At 37.6% G+C, this 21,599-nt stretch carries 20 protein-coding genes; 8 read left to right on the top strand and 12 right to left on the bottom strand.

The window, feature by feature from the left end; translation table 11 throughout:
* Position 1: 1 nt before the first annotated feature.
* Together Q0948_RS08975 and Q0948_RS08980 are read right to left on the bottom strand one after the other, a co-directional pair.
* Entirely contained in the window at positions 2 to 3,220 is a 3,219-nt protein-coding gene (locus tag Q0948_RS08975) for a TonB-dependent receptor (RefSeq protein ID WP_298350375.1), read from the bottom strand.
* A 238-nt stretch (positions 3,221 to 3,458) separates the two neighbouring features.
* Positions 3,459 to 5,420 (bottom strand): T9SS type A sorting domain-containing protein, encoded by a 1,962-nt coding sequence (locus Q0948_RS08980; RefSeq protein WP_298350373.1) that lies wholly within the window; start codon positions 5,418 to 5,420, stop codon positions 3,459 to 3,461.
* 151 nt (positions 5,421 to 5,571) lie between these two features.
* On the opposite strand from Q0948_RS08980, the gene Q0948_RS08985 reads away from it, so the two are divergent.
* Positions 5,572 to 6,882, top strand: a complete 1,311-nt coding sequence (locus Q0948_RS08985; RefSeq protein WP_298350371.1) for a DEAD/DEAH box helicase — start codon at positions 5,572 to 5,574, stop codon at positions 6,880 to 6,882.
* 45 nt (positions 6,883 to 6,927) lie between these two features.
* Here the strand turns inward: Q0948_RS08985 and Q0948_RS08990 are convergent, their stop codons facing one another.
* From Q0948_RS08990 to rpsF, 4 genes are all read right to left on the bottom strand, one after another.
* Positions 6,928 to 7,404 carry a DUF6495 family protein gene (locus Q0948_RS08990; protein ID WP_298350369.1) on the bottom strand — a complete coding sequence of 159 codons (477 nt, stop codon included), beginning with the start codon at positions 7,402 to 7,404 and terminating at the stop codon, positions 6,928 to 6,930.
* 101 nt (positions 7,405 to 7,505) lie between these two features.
* On the bottom strand, positions 7,506 to 7,958 hold the full coding sequence (rplI, locus tag Q0948_RS08995; protein ID WP_021779000.1) for a 50S ribosomal protein L9: 453 nt from the start codon (positions 7,956 to 7,958) through the stop codon (positions 7,506 to 7,508).
* Positions 7,959 to 7,972: 14 nt separating this feature from the next.
* Positions 7,973 to 8,269 (bottom strand): 30S ribosomal protein S18, encoded by a 297-nt coding sequence (gene rpsR, locus Q0948_RS09000; protein WP_013752085.1) that lies wholly within the window; start codon positions 8,267 to 8,269, stop codon positions 7,973 to 7,975.
* Between the two features lie 3 nt (positions 8,270 to 8,272).
* A complete protein-coding gene (rpsF, locus tag Q0948_RS09005) occupies positions 8,273 to 8,614 on the bottom strand; it encodes a 30S ribosomal protein S6 (RefSeq protein WP_021778999.1) in 342 nt (113 codons plus the stop codon).
* A gap of 469 nt (positions 8,615 to 9,083) precedes the next feature.
* Here rpsF and Q0948_RS09010 point away from each other — a divergent pair, with 469 nt between their 5' ends.
* Positions 9,084 to 9,785 carry a LytTR family DNA-binding domain-containing protein gene (locus tag Q0948_RS09010; RefSeq protein ID WP_298350363.1) on the top strand — a complete coding sequence of 234 codons (702 nt, stop codon included), beginning with the start codon at positions 9,084 to 9,086 and terminating at the stop codon, positions 9,783 to 9,785.
* 49 nt (positions 9,786 to 9,834) lie between these two features.
* Here the strand turns inward: Q0948_RS09010 and priA are convergent, their stop codons facing one another.
* From priA to nadC, 5 genes are all read right to left on the bottom strand, one after another.
* Complete coding sequence (gene priA, locus Q0948_RS09015) at positions 9,835 to 12,291, bottom strand: primosomal protein N' (protein WP_298350361.1); 2,457 nt, start codon at positions 12,289 to 12,291, stop codon at positions 9,835 to 9,837.
* Positions 12,292 to 12,405: 114 nt separating this feature from the next.
* Positions 12,406 to 12,837: a DUF2147 domain-containing protein gene (locus tag Q0948_RS09020; protein WP_298350359.1), complete on the bottom strand. Its 432-nt coding sequence runs from the start codon at positions 12,835 to 12,837 to the stop codon at positions 12,406 to 12,408.
* 81 nt (positions 12,838 to 12,918) lie between these two features.
* Positions 12,919 to 13,482 carry a chalcone isomerase family protein gene (locus Q0948_RS09025; protein WP_298350357.1) on the bottom strand — a complete coding sequence of 188 codons (564 nt, stop codon included), beginning with the start codon at positions 13,480 to 13,482 and terminating at the stop codon, positions 12,919 to 12,921.
* Positions 13,483 to 13,501: 19 nt separating this feature from the next.
* Positions 13,502 to 14,443 carry a YihY/virulence factor BrkB family protein gene (locus Q0948_RS09030; RefSeq protein WP_298350354.1) on the bottom strand — a complete coding sequence of 314 codons (942 nt, stop codon included), beginning with the start codon at positions 14,441 to 14,443 and terminating at the stop codon, positions 13,502 to 13,504.
* Positions 14,443 to 15,303 (bottom strand): carboxylating nicotinate-nucleotide diphosphorylase, encoded by an 861-nt coding sequence (gene nadC, locus Q0948_RS09035; RefSeq protein WP_298350352.1) that lies wholly within the window; start codon positions 15,301 to 15,303, stop codon positions 14,443 to 14,445. The genes Q0948_RS09030 and nadC overlap by 1 nt, the downstream gene beginning before the upstream one ends.
* Before the next feature lie 81 nt (positions 15,304 to 15,384).
* On the opposite strand from nadC, the gene rlmH reads away from it, so the two are divergent.
* The 5 genes from rlmH to Q0948_RS09060 all read left to right on the top strand — a co-directional run bounded on the left by rlmH (position 15,385) and on the right by Q0948_RS09060 (position 20,160).
* On the top strand, positions 15,385 to 15,858 hold the full coding sequence (rlmH, locus tag Q0948_RS09040; protein ID WP_298350349.1) for a 23S rRNA (pseudouridine(1915)-N(3))-methyltransferase RlmH: 474 nt from the start codon (positions 15,385 to 15,387) through the stop codon (positions 15,856 to 15,858).
* 98 nt (positions 15,859 to 15,956) lie between these two features.
* Positions 15,957 to 16,577, top strand: a complete 621-nt coding sequence (locus tag Q0948_RS09045; RefSeq protein WP_298350347.1) for a short-chain dehydrogenase — start codon at positions 15,957 to 15,959, stop codon at positions 16,575 to 16,577.
* On the top strand, positions 16,578 to 17,153 hold the full coding sequence (locus Q0948_RS09050; protein WP_298350344.1) for a non-canonical purine NTP diphosphatase: 576 nt from the start codon (positions 16,578 to 16,580) through the stop codon (positions 17,151 to 17,153). It begins immediately after the preceding gene.
* A 182-nt stretch (positions 17,154 to 17,335) separates the two neighbouring features.
* Positions 17,336 to 19,276, top strand: a complete 1,941-nt coding sequence (locus Q0948_RS09055) for a DEAD/DEAH box helicase (protein ID WP_298350341.1) — start codon at positions 17,336 to 17,338, stop codon at positions 19,274 to 19,276.
* A gap of 77 nt (positions 19,277 to 19,353) precedes the next feature.
* Entirely contained in the window at positions 19,354 to 20,160 is an 807-nt protein-coding gene (locus Q0948_RS09060) for a carboxypeptidase-like regulatory domain-containing protein (RefSeq protein WP_298350339.1), read from the top strand.
* A gap of 37 nt (positions 20,161 to 20,197) precedes the next feature.
* Here the strand turns inward: Q0948_RS09060 and Q0948_RS09065 are convergent, their stop codons facing one another.
* Positions 20,198 to 20,854, bottom strand: a complete 657-nt coding sequence (locus tag Q0948_RS09065) for an RNA methyltransferase (protein ID WP_298350337.1) — start codon at positions 20,852 to 20,854, stop codon at positions 20,198 to 20,200.
* Between the two features lie 62 nt (positions 20,855 to 20,916).
* Here Q0948_RS09065 and Q0948_RS09070 point away from each other — a divergent pair, with 62 nt between their 5' ends.
* Positions 20,917 to 21,597, top strand: coding sequence for an NAD-dependent deacylase (locus Q0948_RS09070; protein WP_298350335.1), 681 nt, complete (start codon positions 20,917 to 20,919; stop codon positions 21,595 to 21,597).
* Positions 21,598 to 21,599 lie beyond the last annotated feature (2 nt).

A 21,599-nucleotide genomic window follows, 5' to 3' on the forward strand; every position in this document is an offset into this window, starting at 1 on the left:
TCTAGTTAAAGATGTAACGTAACCCTACTTGTGCTTGCCATCTGTTAAGAAGGCTTGCATCTGTACCAAAAGTTTGTGTTAACTCCTCATTATAAGTATATGTTGGAACACCATCTGTAACAGATACACTTACTGGCTGTATACTGTTAGGCTGCTCTACAAGTCCCCAATCTGAACTGATAAGGTTACCTACATTAAGGATATCAAGGCTAAACTGTAATGTGTTTTTCTTTCCTTTTACATTAAAGTTATAATCTTGAAGTAAACGGAAATCTACACGACTTCTCCAAGGTGCAAGTGCTCCATAACGCTCTGCATAACCACCTCTGTTTTCGCTCAGGTAATCATCTTGCTGGATATATTGCTCAAATGCTTGTGCTTGCTCTGGCGTAGCAAAGTTTTGCTGTGCTAGCTCATCTGCAGTAGGGATATAGATAAGGTCATTAAAGTTACCACCGTCACCGTTTATATCACCAGCATATGTGTAGTTAAAACGTCCTCCTCTAGCCCACTCTCCAAAAGCAGAAACTGTAGTTGCAAATTTACCATCTCCGTACTCAAATTTCTTTGAAGCTACTGCGATAATACGGTGTTGATCACCATAACGAGAGTTTGCAAGGATATCATCATTTGCGTTTCCTCTTATTGCGTTTGCGTTAAAAGCATCTCCTGTAATCTCTGCATCAATAGAGTTTACATCTTTTGAGTCAAGGTAGTTATAAGCAAGACTTGCAAACAAACCGTTGCTGAAAGACTTCTCTGCCTTAAACGTTGCGTTATACGTACGTCCAGAGTTTGAGTTTGTAAATACATACGCATTTGTAGGACCTCCAAACTGGTTTGTAGCAAAATCTGACGTCTGGTAGATAGGTCTGTTATCTACACCTTCTAGTGTAGAAGATGGATCATTAAGTGCCCAGTTCTGTACGTGTGCAGCGTTAAGATCTTCTGTATAAGAAAGGTCTGCAGTAAGAACGATACCATTATCAAAACGGTAATCTGCTCCTATGTTAGATCTCCATACTTGTGGCCATTTAAAATCTTGATCTACCGTCTGATAGAAGAAGAAATCTACACCTTGCACTTGGTTACCTAACCATACAAATGGGAAACGACCTGTAAATACTCCAGTTCCTCCACGTACTTGGAACGTCTTATCTCCTTTTACATCCCAGTTAAAACCTAATCTAGGTGACCATAAGAATGCGTTATCTGGAAGTACTGTACTGTCTAATAAGATATCTTCTCCAGTTGCTGGGTCTACATATACGTTATCTGGCTGGTAAGTACCTTTTCTATCAATATTTTCTTGAATCTTGTCTTGAGTATCAAAGTATAAAGGCTTATCAAATCTCATTCCTAGTGTAAGTGTAAAGTCTTCACTCATTTTCCACTGGTCTTGAGCATAAAGGCTAAACTGTCCTACGTTAGTCTCTGCAAGTGACCATCCGTTTGGATCACCTATAGGTAAACCGTTGTTTTCATTAAACTCTGCCTCTGCAGCGGTAAATGTATCTTGGTAACGATCTATAAGGAACTGCTGGAAAGCATCTAGATCTGTCTCACCTGTTACATCGTTTATGTAATCTGTATCTGCGATACCATCTCCATCAAGATCTGTTTCTTGATCTATTGCTACACTCCCGAATAAGTCAAACCCATAACCTGTAAGGTTAAAAGAGTTATAGAAGCTGAATTTTTCAAAAGAAGTACCAAGCGTAATTGTGTGATCACCAGATACAATGTTTAAGTTGTTTGTGATTTGAAAAACTTCTTGCTCGAGCTTGTTTCCTATAGAGAATGGCTCGTGACCTGCAATGATATAGTTCTGACCACCTTTTGTAATGTTTATAGAAGGTGCTGGCGTAGAGAATGGCTCTCTAAAATCATCAAAGAATGTGTAACCTGCCTGAAACTTGTTAGACACGTTTGGTGCAAACTCACTATTCCACTCTAGTTGGAAAGAGTCTATGTTATTGTTTATTGCATATCCTGCGTTTTCAAACTGTATCGTAGACTGGCTTGGTCCACGTAATGCAATTGCATTAGGGTTTGCCGGGTTATCTTTAGAAGATCTTAGTAAGTTATATACTAATGCAACACGGTTTTTATCATTTACGTTCCAATCTAGCTTAAATAATGCTTTTGTAGAACCTCCGTCAAAGTTAAATCCTTCATATCTACCTGGATCGTAAGAGCTTCCATCTGCATAAGTAATACTACTTAATGCTGCAGAGACTGCATCTAGATCTGATGGTAATACACGTGACTCATTAATAGCTCCCGTATTACGGTTAGGTGCCCAAGGTGCTCCTAGGTCAGAACGGCTCTCATCTTCAAAGTTTGCAAAGAAGAAAAGTTTGTTTTTAATGATAGGACCTCCTATACTTATACCATATGTGTTCTGGCTTAAGTCTGCCTTAAAAACGTCATCACCTGCAACTTTTCCACCAGTAAGGTCTTCGTTTCTATAAAAACCGTAAACAGTTCCCTTAAACTCGTTTGTACCACTCTTAGTTACAGCATTTACAGATGCTCCTGTAAATCCAGAAAGAGTTACATCATACGGTGCAGTAGTTACTTGAATTTGCTCAATCGCATCAAGAGAGATAGGCTGTGATCCTGTCTGTCCTCCTGGAGTAGCAGCATCAAGACCAAATGGGTTATTAAAAACCGCTCCATCAAGACTAAAATTGTTAAACTGATCATTACGACCTCCAAAAGATCCATTACTAGAAGCACTAGGCTCTAGACGGTAAAAATCTGCAGCAGATCTTGAAATAGTAGGTAATGCCTTAAGCTGGCGCTCTCCTACGTTTGTAGCAGATCCCGTACGTCCATCACTAAAAGTGTTGTTACGGCTACCTGTAATTACAACTTCTTCAAGAGCATTACTATCTTCAGATAGTGTTACCTCTACGTTATAAGTTTCTCCTAAGTTAAGAGTCACTCCAGTGTATTCTTGCGCTTGAAAACCTACATAACTTACCGTTATTGTATAAGGTCCTCCCACACGTAAATTAAAAAGATTAAAACGACCGTCAAAGTTTGTGATCGCTCCATACGTAGTACCAGTAGGTGTGTGTACCGCTACCACGTTTGCACCAGGAAGCGTTTGCTCACCAGCATTTACAACTCCAGAGATAGCAGAAGTAGTCGTCTGTGCGCCTACAGCAACTGCCATTAGAAGTGTTACTAAAAATAAAAGTTTTTTGAACATAAGATTTTTATAAAAAATGATTTTGCGCGAATTTAAGAAGGAGTTAACATTTACTAAACGTTAAGGTGTGTTTATTTTCACATTTAATTAACAATTGTTAATTCTCTTTTTCACCATCATTTTTGTGTTATTTATAATTAAAACTCTTGATGCGTATAATTCCAAGTGAATTAGCTAATTAGAATTAAAAAGCCCCCTACATCAAAATGATAAGGGGGCTTTAGAATGTACATAAAACTTATTCTTTTATAAATTTCATTGCGATTTGTTCAAAACCAATTGATAATTTTATGAAATAAATTCCAGCAGGTAGATTAGACACTTCCAGCCCTCTATCTGGTACAGATGTACCTTCGTATACATATTTTCCTACCATATCAAAAATTTCAACACGCTCTATTAGCCTATTATTAATTCCTCCTATTACTAATTGCGTAGAAACCGGATTAGGTGTGATAGCTATTTGAGCTTTTGCGAAAGCGGATATACTCAAAGCCACATCTGCATCCAGAAAGTCAGGAATATTATTGTTGTTTGTATCATCATCTAAGGGTGTGCCATTACCATTATAATCTTCATATATAGTAAGTAGGGTATCTCCGTCATCATCATTATCTAAGTAATTTTGAATCATATCATTATCCGTATCTATAAATGATTGATTAATAGCTCCGGCCCCATCTCCTTGTATTTCAGTGGCGGTAATTATAGTGTCACCATCGTCATCAATATCTTGATAATTCGGCACTCCATCGTTATCTGTATCATCATCTGAAAGATCAAAATTTTGATTTATATCTTCATAAGAATCTGCAACTCCATCTCCATCAGTATCAGTTAACACTGCAATATCAAAAGTGGTAAAACTCAAGCACCCAGTTTCAGAATTTTCAACTCGAAGATAAACAGATTCTGAAGTTAGAGTATTGATATAGTTGTTAGGAGTTAAAATTTCATCCATTCCTATGACTGCACTTTCCAAAGATAAATAATACGTGATTATAAAAGAACTAGGCGCCTCTCCATTAAAAATTATGCTTTCGTTTACTGTAAGATTAAACACTTCAAAGCCATCACCATCATTATCAAAAATCTCAAGATCTGGAGCTTGTATTAATTGAGGTGAGGGCTCCACTATAAAATTTACAGGTATTATATCAAAACAATCACCAGTTGTTGTAAATAATTTAGCATATATAGTTTGATCTGTAGATACATCATAAGAAAGGTCAAGGGTATTAGTCGTTCCCTCAGCGTCCTCTTCTGATATAAAATAAGAAACTAAAACATCTTGTTGGCTTCCTATAATAATTGAATCAAAAGTATTTAACTCAACCGCAACAAATCCATCATTATCTTCATCGCAAAGAAAAGTAGTTTCTGGAATATTAGCCACTGGAATTGGAATAAAGGAAACCATAAACCTTTTTTCTATTATGTTTCCACTCGAGTCGGTAGCTAAGCATCTATAAGATCCAGGTTGAACGACGTCTAAAGTCATATTCGTTTCGTCGTCTATTTGGACATACATATCATCTACAAGGACTTCCCATTGATATTCATAGTTTTCTGGATCTACAGGAGAAGCATCTATTTGAATGGTTTGTCCCTCGCAACCCAAGATGTTTTCTTGAAGTGGGCTACAAAAAAGTAGTGCTTGCGGTTCTGCAACTAGTTGTTCAATTTTAAAGAATCCTTCTGCTTGATCAAAATTTGTTAACATCAGGATATAATGTTCGCCTTCTTGAACATTTGGAACATTAAGATTTTCTAATATCGCGCCTTGATAACTACAGTCTATCGGAGAACCCATAGTTTCAAAATCACAAAAGTCTTCTGTAGAAGCAAAAGGGCCCCAAAATGCAAAATCAACATCTAGTGTTTCGCCTACGGGTTGCCCTTCATCATCATACTCTGTGTTTTGACTTATTTCTAATTTTAATTCACCACTTTGAGTGACTTCTAAAATTTTCCAACTCGGAAAAGGTGTAATAGCTAGACATCCATAATTTGGGCCTTCTTCTCCACTTAAAGCACATCCATCACCGCCATCAAAACAGTTTGCATAAATAAGAACCCCATTTTCTAAGCATAACACATCTGCATCTTGGCAAGTATAATTCTGTGAGGATACACAATGAGTAGATAATAATAATACTAATATGGCACACAATACGAATTGCAAGTAGTTTGTTTTCATAAGATTTGATTGATTGTTGAATCTAAAAGACTAAGTTATACATAAAGGTTGCGTGTTAAGCATTTATTCTTGTGATATATTTACTAAACACCGGATTTAAAATGAACTCTAAAAACATAGAGACAGTTGAAATCATTTACCTTTGTACCCTATGATAAGTAATCAAAAAAATCAGCAACAAATTCTAGCTAAACTAGGAATCACCTCACTTAACGAGATGCAGGAGGCGGCACAACTTGCCATACACTCAGCAAAAGAAGTGATCTTACTATCTCCTACAGGTACTGGTAAAACGCTTGCGTTTTTACTACCTGTAATTGCAGAGTTAGATTTAAGTATAGAAGAAGTGCAACTACTTATAGTTGTGCCTTCTAGAGAGCTGGCTATACAGATAGAAAATGTTGCCCGCAATATGGGTACGGGTTATAAGATACACGCAGCTTATGGTGGTCAAAGTTTTAATACAGATAGACAAGCCATAAAGCACCGTCCAGCAATATTAATAGGGACGCCAGGTAGGCTTGCAGATCACCTACGCAGGGAAACTTTCTCTACAGACTATATAAAAACCCTAGTACTTGATGAGTTTGACAAGTCGCTAGAAGTAGGTTTTGAAGGAGAGATGACAGAGATTATGAGCTTTTTACCTGCTTTAGAAAAAAAGGTACTTACCTCTGCAACTCAAGGTGTAGACATACCAAGATTTGTAGGACTTAATAGCCCTGTAGAAGTAGATTATTTACATCAGGGAGGTTCTAAGCTAGAAGTTAAGGCGATAATATCACCAGAAAAAGATAAGCTAGACACGCTTGTAAAAGCTTTGTGTCATCTAGGTGATCAACCGGGTATTATCTTTTGTAACTTTAAAGATACCATCTCTAGAATAAGTGATTATCTCAACGATCGCGGTATCGCACACGGCACTTTTTATGGAGGAATGGAGCAGCGTGAGCGTGAGTTATCACTTCTTAAATTTAGAAATGGTACACACCAACTACTGCTAGCAACAGATCTTGCTGCACGTGGCATAGATGTACCAGAAATCAAGTTTATTATACATTACCACCTTCCTATACACTCAGAAGAGTTTACACACCGTAATGGTCGTACGGCTCGTATGCAGTCTGAAGGTACGGCTTATGTACTACACTGGCGCAACGAGCGATTACCAGACTTTATGCCGGTAATGGATGAAGAGTACTTACACGACAGAGAGATACCAGAAGGATCACAGTGGACGACCCTTGAGCTCTCTGGTGGTCGTAAAGACAAGATATCAAAAGGTGATATCGCTGGTTTTTTCTTTAAAGAAGGAAATGCACAACGCGAGCAACTAGGAACCATTGAGGTAAAAAACACACAATCTTTTGTAGCGGTGCACAAAAGTGCTGCTCAATCTTTTATAGAAAAACTAGATAACAAACGCCTTAAAAAAGCAAAATTGAGGATACGACTAGCTTAGTCTTATCCTCAATTTTACATTTATTGCTGGTATGAGTAGTTATAATTACTTCACATCCACAAAGCGCTCAAACCATTTATAAAGATCGCCACGTGTGATTACTGCGCCTTCTCTTATGAGTTTAAACTTATCTGCATTGCGGTCTTCACTATAGTCTTTACTTGCGCTCATAAATACCACATCATCATCACCTAAGTTTTCCTTAAGCCATCCATACCCTTCTGGGGTAGTGATATCTATGTTTTCTTTATTGATTTTTATGGCTATAAGTGCCATATTGTTTTCTCTTAAAAAGAAAAGGTGCATCTGGTTAGGCGAGATATGCTCTAGGTATTGAGCCTTTGTGAGTACACCTTCCCATACTAGGTCAGAAAAAACGTCTATCTCTTCTTCTGCAACGAGGGGTTGTTTTTCTTTAATAGTTGCCCACTCATCTGCAGTGATAGACTGGGTAGCTAGAAAGTTTATAAACTCTGGGTGTAATTCTTCTAGTTGTTCTTTTGTAAGGCGAGCGTATTTCATTGTGAGTGATATTTTTTCGCGAAAGCGTATTTAAAAAGTAAATTTCATAAAAAAACCGTCCTTATTAGATAAGAACGGTTTTGTATAAAGTGCCTAAGGACTTAGTTTGCTTCTGCAACTACGTCAAAAGGAAGTGTAGCCACCACATCTCTGTGGAAACGTACTTTTGCTTCATAGTTACCTAAACGTTTTACTGTGTTACCAGCGATAGCGATATACTTTTTGTCTACCTCTACTCCTTCTTTTGCTAGGTATTCTGCTACGTCTGCATTTGTAATAGATCCGAAAAGTTTGTCTCCGTCTCCAGTTTTTGCTGATATCTTAACTTCTAAAGCGTTAAGTTTATCTGCTTGCTTCTGTGCATCATCTACAACTTTTTGCTCTTTGTGAGCACGTTGCTTTAGGTTTTCTGCAAGTACTTTCTTTGCGCTAGGCGTAGCAAGAACTGCGTGACCGTTAGGGATTAGGTAATTTCTACCGTATCCGTTTTTTACTTGTACTATATCGTCTGCAAATCCTAGATTCTCAACGTCCTTCTTTAATATAAGTTCCATCTGTTATCTAGTTTCTATTTGTATAAATCAGTTACATAAGGCATCAATGCAAGGTGACGAGCTCTTTTTACAGCTACAGACACTTTACGTTGGTACTTTAAAGAAGTTCCTGTAAGACGACGTGGTAACAATTTACCCTGCTCGTTTACAAAACCTGCTAGCCAGTCTGCATCTTTGTAATCTACATACTTGATACCAGACTTCTTAAAGCGACAGTACTTCTTTGCTTTGTTAGTTTCAATATTAAGAGGAGTAAGATATCTGATATCTCCGTCCTTCTTTCCTTTTGCTTGTTGTTGTAAAGATGCCATAACTTACGCTTTTTGCTTTTTTAGTTTTTCACGTCTTCTTTCAGCCCACGAGATCGCGTGCTTATCCATAGCTACCGTAAGGTAACGCATAACGCGCTCGTCACGGCGAAAAGCTAGTTCGTAATCATTGATAGCTTGTCCATCAACAGTAAATTCAAGTAAGTGGTAAAAACCGCTTTTCTTGTTTTGGATAGGATATGCAAGCTTTTTTAAGCCCCAATCCTCTTTACTAATCATCTTAGCACCCTTTTCTTTAAGAAGTCCTTCGTACTTCTTTACTGTTTCCTTTATCTGATCATCAGATAAAACGGGATTCAAGATGAAAACAGTTTCGTAATGGTTCATATAATATGAGTTAAATTAAAAATGAGTGCAAAAGTAAGGATTCTCTTTTGATTTTCAAATAGCTATTAATATATATTCCTAAAATTTTCTCGATGCTCGCTAATGCTATATAATAAGGTATGTAATTACGCTTTCGCGAAAGCGTAAACTTGTAAACTCTTTTGTAAGACATTATAATAAGGTATTACACACTATCACCCACCTACTCTTCTTACTATCAAAACCCTATGAAACTAATGTGTTAAAATTTTAGTAATCTATTTGTAAGAATTATACGATAATGCCGACTAATAGACATAACCTACTCATTGCTAAGAGACTGCACTTAGAAGGTTTTTAACAATAAAGATATTAGTCAATTTTAGGTCGATAAAGAACATAATTCTTCGATGAAAGTCACTTTTTTGTTGGTATTATGGAGTTTTTTACCTAATATTGACCTGCTTAACCTAATTAAACATAAATCACTGTGGAAGGAGTATTATTAGACTGTGCTGTTGTAGATGATTCTAGCCTACAACGACTAGCAATCGTAAAGATGATAAATGATCATCCTAATTTACGACTGGTAGCTGAATATAACAATGCCATCGAAACTAAAAATGGTCTCTTAGACACTAAGGTAGATCTTATATTTTTAGATATTGAGATGCCTATACTCTCTGGGTTTGACCTACTAGATGACCTTATACACAAACCACAAATTATATTTGTAACTGGCAAAACAAAGTATGCGTATAAGGCATTTAACTATAATGCCATAGATTACCTACGCAAACCACTTACTAAGGATCGTTTTACAAACGCTGTTTATAAAGCTATAAGCCTTCACAAACTAAAAACCGAAGGTGCTGTAGAAGATGACGATTACATATTTGTAAAAAGTAATCTCAAAAAGAAAAAGGTGATGCTTAACGAGCTTAAGTATATTACTGCTCTTGGAGATTATGTAAAGCTTGTAACTGTGCACGACCCTATAGTAGTACTTGCTACGATGAAGTCTTTTGTAGCGCAATTACCTCCAGAACGTTTTATGCGTATACACAAGTCTTATATTATAAATATAGACAAGGTAGATAAGTACAACAGTAGAAATATTGAAATAGATGGTGAAAAAATACCACTATCTAGACATAAAAAATCTGAGCTTATAGATGCGCTCTCTGCTTAAAAGTAGATTTTAATATAAAAAAACCACTCATTGAGTGGTTTTTTTATGCTTAATAGCAATCTACATCTACTACTAATCGAACACTACGATACTGAGCAATAGCATTAAAACTTGTTACTACTCTACCTATGGTTTTTTTGGTTTCGAGTAAATTTTGTCTTCTACTTATTTTAATAAGGATATTACGCCTGTAGAGGTTTCTTATTCTTGCTATAGATGGTGTTTCTGGACCTAGTACTGCCTCTGCACCTAGAGTTTGTCGCAATGCCTTAGATAACCAAATACTAGACTCATCTATTTTTTGATAATCTCTATGTTTTAATGTAATGCGTATCAACCTATGAAAAGGTGGATACTTAAAGTTGCGACGCTCTTCTAATTGCTCTTTATACATCTCTTCAAATTTATTTGAAGAAACCTGCTGTAAGATTTGATGATAAGGATTATAAGTCTGCACAAGCACCTTACCTTGCTTTTCGGTACGCCCTGCCCTACCTGATACCTGAGCAATTAATTGATAGCTACGCTCGTGTGCTCTAAAGTCTGGGAAGTTGAGCATACTATCTGCATTCATAATTCCTACTAAGGTTACGTTTCTAAAGTCTAACCCTTTGGTAAGCATTTGCGTGCCTACTAAAATATCTATCTGCTCTTGCTCAAAAGCTGTTATAAGTTTCTCAAAACCATACTTACCTCTTGTGGTGTCTGAGTCCATACGAGCGATATTGTTATCTGGATACAACTCCTTGAGCTCTGCTTCTATTTGTTCTGTACCAAATCCCTTAGTTGTGAGATCTGTGCCACCACAGGCCATACACTTTTGCTGTAGGGCAATATTATAACCACAATAATGACAACGAAGTTGTGATCTATACTTATGATAGGTAAGACTCACATCACAATTAGGACATTGCGGAGCGTGCCCGCAAGTATTACACTCTAATATAGGAGAAAAACCACGCCTGTTTTGGAATAAAATAACCTGCTCACCAAGCGCAAGTGCATCTGTAATTGCTCGTAATAATGTATCAGAAAAGTGCCCTGTCATCTCCCTTTTACGAGACTTTTCTTTTATGTCTACAAGGTTAATTTCTGGCATTAAAATATTACCGTGACGCTGTTTTAAAGAGACATAACCATACTTTCCGCTCTGGGCATTATAAACGGTCTCGATAGATGGTGTTGCAGAACCTAATAAGACTTTGGCTTTAAAAAACGCCCCTAGCACAATAGCACAGTCGCGAGCGTGATACCTTGGCGCGGGATCATATTGCTTAAAGCTACTCTCGTGCTCTTCATCTACTACAATAAGTTTTAAATCTCTAAACGGTAGTAGTAATGCGCTTCTAGCCCCAATAACGATTTGGGCCTTATCCATTTTTTTAAGGACATTATTCCATACTTCTACACGCTCATTTACAGAATACTTAGAATGAAATATAGCTACTCTTTCTCCAAAATAAGTTTGCAGCCTGCTTATTAACTGTGTAGTAAGAGCAATCTCCGGCAGGAGGTATAGAATTTGATCTCCAGTTGAGAGCATTTCTTCAATGAGCTGAACATAGATTTCTGTCTTACCAGAGGCAGTTACACCGTGTAATAATGTAACGTCTTTTGTTTCAAAATGTGTTTTAATCTCAGACAGTGCTGTTGCTTGATAGGTGTTGAGAGTCTTCGTCTCAAAAACTTCTCCCTCAAACCCCACTCTATCTTGGCGTTTTTGATATGTTTGAAAAACTCCCTTATCTACCAGCGCGTTGAGCTGACTAGCGGTTGCTCCAGATGCTTTTTGCAACTCTTGTGAAGATATGGGTTTATTAGTTTTCGCTTTAAGCGAAAAAAAAGTGAGCACCATCTCTCTTTGTTTTGGTGCGCGAGATAATTCTTCTAGAATAACAGGCAAAGCCTCCTCACTGTCATACTCTGAGGCTATTGTAATAAACTTTACAAGCTTAGGGACATACTGCTCGTAAATCTCTTCTTGCATTTCTAAAACCCCTTGATCTATGAGGCGCTGTATAGAAGGTAGTATTTTCTTTTTATCAAGAATATCCATCACTTCGTGCACTTTAAGCTCTGAGCGATGTTGTAATGCTTCATAAATTAAAAACTCATCATCTTGAAGCTCTTCATCATTAATTACAAGACCATCAGACTTGAGCCTTATAACGGTCTCACTCTCTAGTAAAAATGCTTTGGGTAATGCTGCTCGCATCACTTCCCCCTCGGTACACATATAATAATTTGCTATCCAAGACCAGAATGTGAGCTGCTGCTCTGTGACTATAGGATCTTCATCCAAAATTTGCTGAATTTCCTTTGCCTCATAAATTGTAGGAGCATTAGTGTGCTTATTTTTTACGATTGAGGCGTACACTTTCTTTTTCCCGAACGGAACTGCAACACGCATTCCTTTCTGAATGTAATTATATTCTGCCTCTGAGACGAGATAGGTAAACGTATTTTCTACAGGTCTAGGAAGTATGACGTCTATAAAGTGGGGCATAAATGAGCAGTGTGTATTTCAAAAGTACTGTTAAGTAAAGTTTTGCGAAAGCATAGCACAAAAAAAGAGCCGCAATCTTTACAAAAGGGGCTCTCATTATCAATAATTATGATGTTACTTAACGCGTATCCACTCTTGAGTTCTATATAAAAAAGCAATATAACCTCTAAGATAGAGCTTATCTGGATTATCATTTTCTATCCAGATTCTTGCCTTATAGGTTTTCCCTTTTTCTGGATCAAAAACAGTACCTCCGGTATACTCATCATCATCTCTTTCTAGATTTTTAATAATGTCTAGACCAAGTACAGGCTTGTTATACTCTTCTCCCTCGCAGTAAATACATAGTTTATCTCGATCTTGAGGATTAAGTATTTCTGTAATTTTACCATAAACTTTATCACCCTTTTTATAAATCTCTACGATAGATTTTGCCTCACCAGTCTCATCATCTATAGTTTTCCATTTACCAAAAACAGAGTCTTGTTGTGCCACAGCACTTGCAGTAAACAGTATTACGATAAAAAAACTAATTAGATACTTCATAATTTGATAAGTGTATTTATGTTTTAAACCAAAAAATGGCAATTCTTGAGAATCGCCATTTTTTATAAAAGTTGTAATCTACTAGTTTTTACCTAGCATCGCTTCTTTAAGATCATCATCTGCAGGGTCGCTACCTAACCAAATTCCAAAAAGTGCTTTTTTGAATTCTAATCCTGGTATCATCCCTACTTCTTTACCGTTTTTACTAACAACAGTTCCTTTTCCTTTTACATAAGCAATATCAAAAACATTTGTTTTTACAATCTTATCGCTAAAGAAACCTTTAAATTTTGTGATTTGTGCATCTAGGGAGCTTGTGTCTCCGTTCATAGAAGCGTCAAAACCATCATCTACAGCTCCTATCATTTTCTTACTTGACACCATACCAGATACGATATCCAGCTTCATAGCCATCGTCTCATCTGCATTTACAATAGCAGCGGCATCACTCTTTTTTGAAGCTAGGTATAATCCTCCTGCATATAGATCAAAGATTACTTTTTCTCTCATTCCCGCACCGTTAAGTACAAGATTTGTTCCTTCTACAGTCATTGTGTTAGGTAATGTTGCATCACCTACAACTGTTTGAGCTTGGCTAAAAGTAAGACTACATACTGCTACTAGTGCTAATAAATACTTTTTCATAATTTACGTTTGTGTTAATTTAATTAGGGTTTTTGTGTAATATCCTTAGTTTTTGCAATGTTGCATTGAGCTCAAATCCTAATAATATAAGATTTGAGTTCAACCAAATATAAAGCATCATTATCAATAATGCACCTATTGAGCCATACAACTCATTATATCTCCCAAAAGTGTCGATATAAATACCAAAAAGGTACGTGGTTATCATAAATAATATAGTAGTCATTAATGCACCTGGTGAAAAAAACCTGCTTTTGCGCCCCTCTTTGGTACCAAAATAATAGAGCGTTGCAATCACAGCATATATCATTATCAATACAAACACATTTTTTCCAACCGATAGCAATGTTATATCTAAATCTGTACTCATAAAGTCTCTCTCCTTGAGAGAAACGAGTAAATACTCAAAATAAACAACTACCGATATAGTAGTAACCAACAACAATGCCAAGATAATAGAGGTCGCTATAGCCACAGCATACTGCCTAAAAAAGCTTCGATTAATCTCATTATAATGAGATCCCTCAAAACCACTAAAAATGGAGTTAATACCATTTGCCGTAAGAAACAAAGCAAGAAGACCAGCTACAGACAGCAAACCTGCACGCTCATTTTGTGCAATATCACTTATAATAGGTCTAAAAAAATCTAGTGACTGTGATGGTATGAGCTCATAAATAAACGCCATAAACTTAATATCAAAGTCTGGCACAGGCACATAAGGTATAAGATTAAGCACAAAGATAAGCGCGGGAAAAATGGCCATAAAAAAACTATAAGCAATAGACCCTGCTCTAGATCCCAGCGCACCTTTTATAATACCAGTAAAGTAAGCGCGTGACAAGTTTAGTAAAGTCATCCCTTCAAAACCAGGAATCACTACCTTATCTAGCATAGCTACGATCCAGCAAAAAGGCTTGAACCGCATAAGGCGTTGCTCTAAGGTCTTGTCTGAGGCCATTATACCGCTTTAAGGCTTAAATCTAGATTATAAACAGAGTGTGTAAGTGCTCCACTAGAGATATAATCTACACCACAAAGTGCATACTCACGTATGGTCTCTTCATTAATACCACCAGAAGATTCTGTAAGGCATTTATCACCTATAAGAGCAACCGCCTTACGCGTATCTTCATAATTAAAATTATCAATAAGAATACGGTATACGTGCTCGTAATTTTCAAGAATCTCTTCTATCTCCTCAAGGCTTCTCGCCTCTACGATTATTTTAAGATCTCGATTTTCAGTTTTAAGATACGCTACAGTTTTAAGTATCGCCTTAGTCACTCCTCCAGCAAAGTCTATGTGATTATCCTTAAGCATAATCATATCATATAATGCAAAACGATGATTTTCTCCCCCTCCTATTTTTACTGCCCATTTTTCTAAGGCGCGTATACCTGGAGTGGTCTTTCTTGTATCAAGTATTTTTGTGCTTGTTCCCTCTAGTAGGTTTACAAAGAACTTTGTTTTGGTCGCTATGGCGCTCATACGTTGCATTGCGTTAAGTACCAGTCGCTCTGCCTTTAAGATGCTTTGGCTCGAGCCAGATACATAAAATGCAATGTCTCCATACTTTACCTGGTCACCGTCTGTAAGTACATCTTCTACTACGAGGCTGTCATCTACGTAGGCAAATACCGCTTTCGCGAAAGCGCAACCCGCAAGAATCCCTTCATCCTTCACCAGTAACTTTGCTTTGCCCGTCGCATCTGCCGGAATACAAGCTAGGCTACTGTGATCTCCATCACCTACATCTTCTCTTATTGCATTAGAAATTATACCATCTATCTCAAGCTGAAACTGCGCTTCTGTTATCATAAAAATATAAAATACGGTTTCTGTAAAAATAAGGAAACACAAACACATCCATCGTCATAGAGAGATTTGTATTTTTGCAAAATGAATATAAAACTTCTATGCGTAGGCAAGACAGATAACAAGCAGCTACAGACACTCGTAGACGAGTACAGCAAGCGCTTGAATTTTTATATTAAATACACTATTGAGACTCTTCCAGATATAAAGAATGTAAAAAATCTCAGTGAGCAAGAGCAAAAGACTAAAGAAGGTGCTCTCATACTTTCAAAATTGGGTCCCTATGATCACCTTGTGCTCTTTGACGAGAATGGCAAATCATTTTCGAGTGTAGGGTTTTCTAAGTTTTTACAAAAAAAGATGAACAGTGGTATAAAAACCTTAGTCTTTGTGATAGGAGGTCCTTATGGTTTTTCTCAAGAAGTTTACAATAAAGCGATAGGTAAAGTATCTTTGTCACAAATGACCTTCTCCCACCAGATGGTACGTTTATTTATCACAGAGCAAATTTATAGAGGGTTTACCATTTTAAAAGGAGAACCTTATCATCATCAATAAACCGAGCCCTACATAGTTTAACCAATATTTATGAGTACTAAAGATACTAAGACGCCGTACTCACGTTATTTTTGTAATACATATACGACTACTATTTAATGAGTTCAAAATCAGGCATAAAAAAGAAAAATAGACTACAGCTACTGCACCAGTATTATGTATACACTGGCTTTTACTCTTTTCTTAAGGATGCACTTAAAAAAGCGCTGCCACCTATACTATTTGTTGTAGCCGCCATAGTATGTATTCACTACTTTGTAATAGACCTTAACACGGCATTACAATATGTGATAGATAATTACTCTAATTTTTTAGTACTTACTTTATTCTTTGTTTCGGAATCTATACTTGGTATTATCCCTCCAGAACTTTTTATAGCTTGGAGCGATAAAACTAGCGACCCTATATTATACCTTTCTATAATAGCCCTACTATCTTACCTAGGTGGTGCTGTCTCTTATTTTACAGGGAGAGCTTCTCTTAAAATCCCAGCAGTACATAACTACCTTGAGGTAAAAATGGAAAAGCATTTAAAAAATGCTCGTAAATGGGGTGGGTTCTTAATTTTAGTAGGAGCCTTGCTCCCACTACCCTTTGCCGTAGCAAGTCTTGCTGCTGGTATGATTCGTTTTGATTTTAAATATTGGGCACTCTTTGGTCTAGCGCGTTTTGTACGCTATGCGATTTATGGAGCAGCCATTTTTAGCCTTGTCTCTTAAATGAAGTTAGTCTTTGCAACGCACAACCTTAATAAACTTAAGGAAGTACAAGCTCTTGTACCAGAGCATATCACTATATTATCACTTACAGATATAGGATGTGATGAAGATATTATAGAAGATGCACCTACTATAAAAGGTAACGCGATTATAAAAGCACAATACGTACGTGATCATTATGGGTATGATTGCTTTGCAGATGATACGGGTCTCGAGGTTACCGCGCTAGATGGCGCACCTGGGGTATACTCTGCACGATATGCAGGACCTCAAAGAAGTGCTTCAGATAATATGGATAAGCTTCTTATTGCTCTTGCAGTTAAACAAGATAGAACGGCGAGGTTTAAGACGGTTATCGCTTTCGCGAAAGCAGAAAAAATAGAGACTTTTACAGGCATATGTGAGGGAGAAATTACAAAAGAACGTTACGGAGATGACGGTTTTGGTTATGATCCTATCTTTAAACCTAACGGCTACGAGGCCACTTTTGCCCAAATGGCAATATCCCTAAAAGGTAAAATAGGCCATAGAGGGCGCGCGATGCAGCAGTTTTTATCTTACTTAAGAGACGAGTAAATTACGTTCTTTAAAAAATTACCAAGTCACTTTACGATTATTCAATTATATATAGTACTTTTGCACCTTGAAAAACCTCAGGGTGAGGTACTGCCACTATTTATGGCACGTGTTGATTGAAGCAATTGGTTAATAAGTCGTTGCGCTTCCTACAGCACGATAACTTATTAAAATTTTGTCTTATGACATTTGATCAACTGGGCCTAAACGCGCCCTTACTTCAGGCTATCGCCGATATGGGATTTGAAACCCCATCAAAAATCCAAGAAGAAGCTATCCCACAACTACTCGCCGAAGATCGCGATATGGTTGCACTTGCACAAACAGGTACAGGTAAAACTGCTGCTTTTGGTTTTCCACTATTACAAAACATTGATGCTTCAAGCAAGACCACACAAGGTCTTATTATAGCCCCTACTCGTGAGCTATGTCTCCAGATTACTAACGAGATGAAAAACTATGCAAAACACATTAAAGGTGTGCGCGTAGTAGCTGTTTATGGTGGTTCTAATATACAAGAGCAAGCTCGTGAGATCTCACGTGGTGCTCAGATTGTAGTAGCTACACCAGGACGTATGCAAGATATGATGCGTCGTCGTATGGTAGACATTACAAAATTAAGCTACTGTGTTCTTGATGAGGCAGATGAGATGCTTAATATGGGATTCTATGAGGATATTACAAATATTCTTGCAGACACTCCAGAAGATAAACTTACGTGGCTCTTTAGCGCGACAATGCCCAGAGAGGTGGCACGTATCGCAAAAGAGTTTATGCACGACCCACTAGAGATTACAGTAGGTCATAAAAATGAAGGTGCAAAAAATGTATCACACGAGTACTACGTTGTACACACACGTGATCGTTACCAAGCGCTTAAACGTCTTTCTGATGCAAATCCAGATATATTTTCGGTTATATTCTGTCGTACTAAGAGAGATACTCAAAAAGTTGCAGAGCAACTTATAGAAGATGGATATAATGCAGGTGCGCTACACGGTGACTTAAGTCAGAACCAGCGTGACCTTGTTATGAAGAGCTTTAGAAATAATCAAATACAGATGCTTGTTGCAACAGATGTTGCTGCACGTGGTATAGATGTAGATGATATTACACACGTTATAAACTACCAACTTCCAGATGAGATAGAGACATATACGCACCGTTCTGGTCGTACAGGTCGTGCTGGTAAAACTGGTACCTCTATGGTTATTGTGACCAAGAGTGAAATGCGTAAAATCAAGCAGCTCGAAAAGATTTTAGCAAAGAAGTTTGATCAAAAAACAATTCCTGACGGAAAAGAGATTACACAAGTACAGTTATTTCACCTTGCAAATAGCATAAATAACACAGAGATCAACCAAGAGATTGATGCTTATCTTCCAGAAATAGAAGAAGTACTTAAAGACAATACTAAAGAAGAGCTTATAAAGAAAGTGTTTTCTGTAGAGTTTACACGCTTCTTTAATTATTACAAAAAGGCAAAAGATCTTAATCAAAATGCTGTTGCAGCGTTTAAAGAAGAGTCTGGTGATACAACACGTTACTTTATAAACGTAGGTCGTAAAGACGATTTTGACTGGATGAAGCTTAAGGACTTCTTAAAAGAAATGACAGGCTTAGGTCAAGACGGGATATACCGTGTAGATTGTAAAGACGCCTTCTCATTCTTCAATACAGATACAGAGCATAAAGAAAAAGTACTTGCACTCTTTGAAGATTATCAACTTGATGGTCGTCGTGTAAGTGTAGAAGAGACACAAGGCGGCGGAGGTCGCGGTGGTAACCGTGGCGGTGGCGGAAGAGGCCGCAGTGGCGGAGGCCGTAGAGGTGGCAATGATGGCTTTAGAGGAGGTCGTAGCGGTGGCGGTGATCGTCGTCGTAGCGGTGGTGATCGTGACAGATCAGACAGAAAACGCAGTGACCGTCGTGGCGGTGACCGTGATCGCAAGTCTAGCTATGGAGAAGATCAAGGAAGGTCTAGAAATCGCTCAGAAAGATCAAGTAGATCAGAAGGTAGATCAGAAGGTAGATCAGATCGTAGAGGACCAAGTCGTACTCCAGACAGAGCTACAGAAGGTAATAAAAGCCCATTTTCTGGCAAAAGACGCCGTCGCAGCTAGCCTAAAGTGTTAGAATTATTGTAAAAGTTAAATTTTGGTATGGTTTTCTCATAGGATTGCATAAATTGCTACTCTATATGATGAAAACCATACTTTTTTTATTGCTACTTGCCGTATGCACAGTAGGATACTCGCAAGAACCAGCTACCCCAACTGGAGAAACTTCTACAAAGGAGCTTCAAGATGGATATATAGATGGTAAAGTTTTAAGCAGCAGTACAGATATTGCTTTACAAAACGTAAATATTCTCAACCTTTCAAACTTTAAAGGAGCTACTACAGATAAGCTAGGTAACTTTGACATTAAGGCTGCCGTAAATGATACATTATACTTTTCATATTTAGGTTATAAATCGCTCAAAGTAAGAGTAAGTTCTGACTGGATAAAATATGGAGATGTAAAGATTAAAATGACAGAGATAGGCATTGCACTAGAAGAAGTGGTTGTAGAAGAGATAGAACTTACCGGCTACTTAGAGATAGATGCAAAGAGAATCCCTATTTACAGTAACCAGCGCTATAGCATTTCTGGTCTTAACTCTGGTTATGAAATAGGTCAAGGACAGCCTGGTGCCGTGTCACGCGTGCTGAGCTCTATTTTTAACCCTGCAGATTTTCTTTACAATATATTCAGCCGTAAGAAAGGACAATTGCGAAAGCTACGCCAGATGAAAGAAGATGACAAAGTGCGTAACCTTCTTGAACGTAAATTTGACCGCGAGACTCTAGGCGCTCTACTTCAAATAGACCGTGTAGATATAGATGCTATATTAAAAAATTGTAGCTATTCAGATAACTTTATAATGACTGCAAATGACCTTCAGATTCTAGATGCCATAAGTGAGTGTTATGAAGAGTATCGAGTCTTACAAAATAAAGATTAAAAGATAATTTTAATTACGCTTTCGCGAAAGCGTACTCCTACCCTCTTTCATCTAGATAGCGCTGCTCAATGCGCTCTACATCTTTAATCATTTTACGAGTCCAAGCCAGCTTTTTATCAAAAAGTTCTTGCTCAGAAAACTTCCAGTCTACAGCCGAAGATTTGAGCTTAGTCATTATATGCTGTAATGTTATTGCCGCAGAAACTGAAATATTGAGACTCTCAGTAAAGCCTACCATAGGTATATAAATAAAATCGTCTGCCTCCTCCATCACGAGGTCGCTTAAACCTTCTGTCTCTCTACCAAAAAATATAGCAGCCTTCTCTGTCACATCAAACTCTTCTAGCCTGTGTGCATCTTTATGTGGTGACGTGGCAACAATCTTATAGCCCTGCTCACGCAATGATTTGATACAACTAGAAGCACTATTGTGACGAGATACATCTACCCACTTTTGAGCCCCCATAGCAATCTCACGATCTATACGCTTTGCATTTACCTCTTCTATAACGTGCAGTTCTTGTACTCCAAAAGATTCACAACTACGTATTACAGCACTCGTGTTGTGTAATTGATATACATCCTCTACAGCCACGGTAAAATGTGTTGTGCGCTCACGTAATACTTTATCAAATAATTGTACGCGACGTTCGGTTAAAAAAGATTGCAGGTAGGTTAAAAGGTCTTGATCCATTAAAAATTGTTTACAGGGTAAAGATACTGTACTTTTAAAGTGTAAAAAACCTATTGAGGAGTATGCAAAAAGTTGTTGTATTATCTGGCGCTGGTATGAGTGCAGAGAGCGGTCTTAAAACCTTTAGAGATGCAAACGGTCTTTGGGAAGGTCACGATGTAATGCAAGTGGCGACACCAGAAGGCTGGAAAGCAAACCAAGAGCTTGTTTTAAGATTTTACAACGAGCGCAGGAAGCAACTACTAGAAGTCTTACCTAACCAAGGACATTTTGATCTTGTAAAACTAGAAGAAGCCTATGACGTACATATCATCACTCAAAATGTAGACGATTTGCACGAGAGAGCGGGTAGCTCAAAAGTTATACACCTACACGGTGAATTACTTAAGGTGCGTAGCTGCAAAGACCCGTCTCAAGTTTTAGAATGGAAAAAAGATTTAAAAACTGGTGATTTATGCCCTCAAGGAGGCCAGTTTAGACCGCATATTGTTTGGTTTGGAGAAGATGTACCACTTATGGAAGATGCTGCTCATATTGTTAGTCAGGCAGATTATATCATCATAGTAGGCACCTCTATGCAAGTATATCCCGCAGCTGGACTTATCACCCTAGCCCAGCCAGATGCTGAGATTTTTTTTATTGACCCTAAACCAGCTATCTCACAAAAAAAAGGACTAACGATACTCCCAGAGAGAGCAACAACAGGAGTCAAAAAGGTGGTAGATACACTTCTTTCTAAATAAAC

The organism is uncultured Dokdonia sp., assembly GCF_947496725.1.
Lineage (GTDB): Bacteria > Bacteroidota > Bacteroidia > Flavobacteriales > Flavobacteriaceae > Dokdonia.

Excerpts from the sequence above, each read along its gene's own strand:
- Q0948_RS09025 (WP_298350357.1), bottom strand. The coding sequence starts at position 13,482 with ATGAAAAAGTATTTATTAGCACTAGTAGCAGTATGTAGTCTTACTTTT.
- Q0948_RS09070 (WP_298350335.1), top strand. The coding sequence starts at position 20,917 with ATGCAAAAAGTTGTTGTATTATCTGGCGCTGGTATGAGTGCAGAGAGC.
- Q0948_RS09065 (WP_298350337.1), bottom strand. The coding sequence starts at position 20,854 with ATGGATCAAGACCTTTTAACCTACCTGCAATCTTTTTTAACCGAACGT.
- Q0948_RS09060 (WP_298350339.1), top strand. The coding sequence starts at position 19,354 with ATGATGAAAACCATACTTTTTTTATTGCTACTTGCCGTATGCACAGTA.
- rplI (WP_021779000.1), bottom strand. The coding sequence starts at position 7,958 with ATGGAACTTATATTAAAGAAGGACGTTGAGAATCTAGGATTTGCAGAC.
- Q0948_RS09030 (WP_298350354.1), bottom strand. The coding sequence starts at position 14,443 with ATGGCCTCAGACAAGACCTTAGAGCAACGCCTTATGCGGTTCAAGCCT.
- Q0948_RS08990 (WP_298350369.1), bottom strand. The coding sequence starts at position 7,404 with ATGAAATACGCTCGCCTTACAAAAGAACAACTAGAAGAATTACACCCA.
- Q0948_RS09055 (WP_298350341.1), top strand. The coding sequence starts at position 17,336 with ATGACATTTGATCAACTGGGCCTAAACGCGCCCTTACTTCAGGCTATC.
- Q0948_RS08975 (WP_298350375.1), bottom strand. The coding sequence starts at position 3,220 with ATGTTCAAAAAACTTTTATTTTTAGTAACACTTCTAATGGCAGTTGCT.
- Q0948_RS09050 (WP_298350344.1), top strand. The coding sequence starts at position 16,578 with ATGAAGTTAGTCTTTGCAACGCACAACCTTAATAAACTTAAGGAAGTA.
- nadC (WP_298350352.1), bottom strand. The coding sequence starts at position 15,303 with ATGATAACAGAAGCGCAGTTTCAGCTTGAGATAGATGGTATAATTTCT.
- priA (WP_298350361.1), bottom strand. The coding sequence starts at position 12,291 with ATGCCCCACTTTATAGACGTCATACTTCCTAGACCTGTAGAAAATACG.
- rlmH (WP_298350349.1), top strand. The coding sequence starts at position 15,385 with ATGAATATAAAACTTCTATGCGTAGGCAAGACAGATAACAAGCAGCTA.
- Q0948_RS08985 (WP_298350371.1), top strand. The coding sequence starts at position 5,572 with ATGATAAGTAATCAAAAAAATCAGCAACAAATTCTAGCTAAACTAGGA.
- rpsF (WP_021778999.1), bottom strand. The coding sequence starts at position 8,614 with ATGAACCATTACGAAACTGTTTTCATCTTGAATCCCGTTTTATCTGAT.
- Q0948_RS09045 (WP_298350347.1), top strand. The coding sequence starts at position 15,957 with ATGAGTTCAAAATCAGGCATAAAAAAGAAAAATAGACTACAGCTACTG.
- Q0948_RS09020 (WP_298350359.1), bottom strand. The coding sequence starts at position 12,837 with ATGAAGTATCTAATTAGTTTTTTTATCGTAATACTGTTTACTGCAAGT.
- rpsR (WP_013752085.1), bottom strand. The coding sequence starts at position 8,269 with ATGGCATCTTTACAACAACAAGCAAAAGGAAAGAAGGACGGAGATATC.
- Q0948_RS08980 (WP_298350373.1), bottom strand. The coding sequence starts at position 5,420 with ATGAAAACAAACTACTTGCAATTCGTATTGTGTGCCATATTAGTATTA.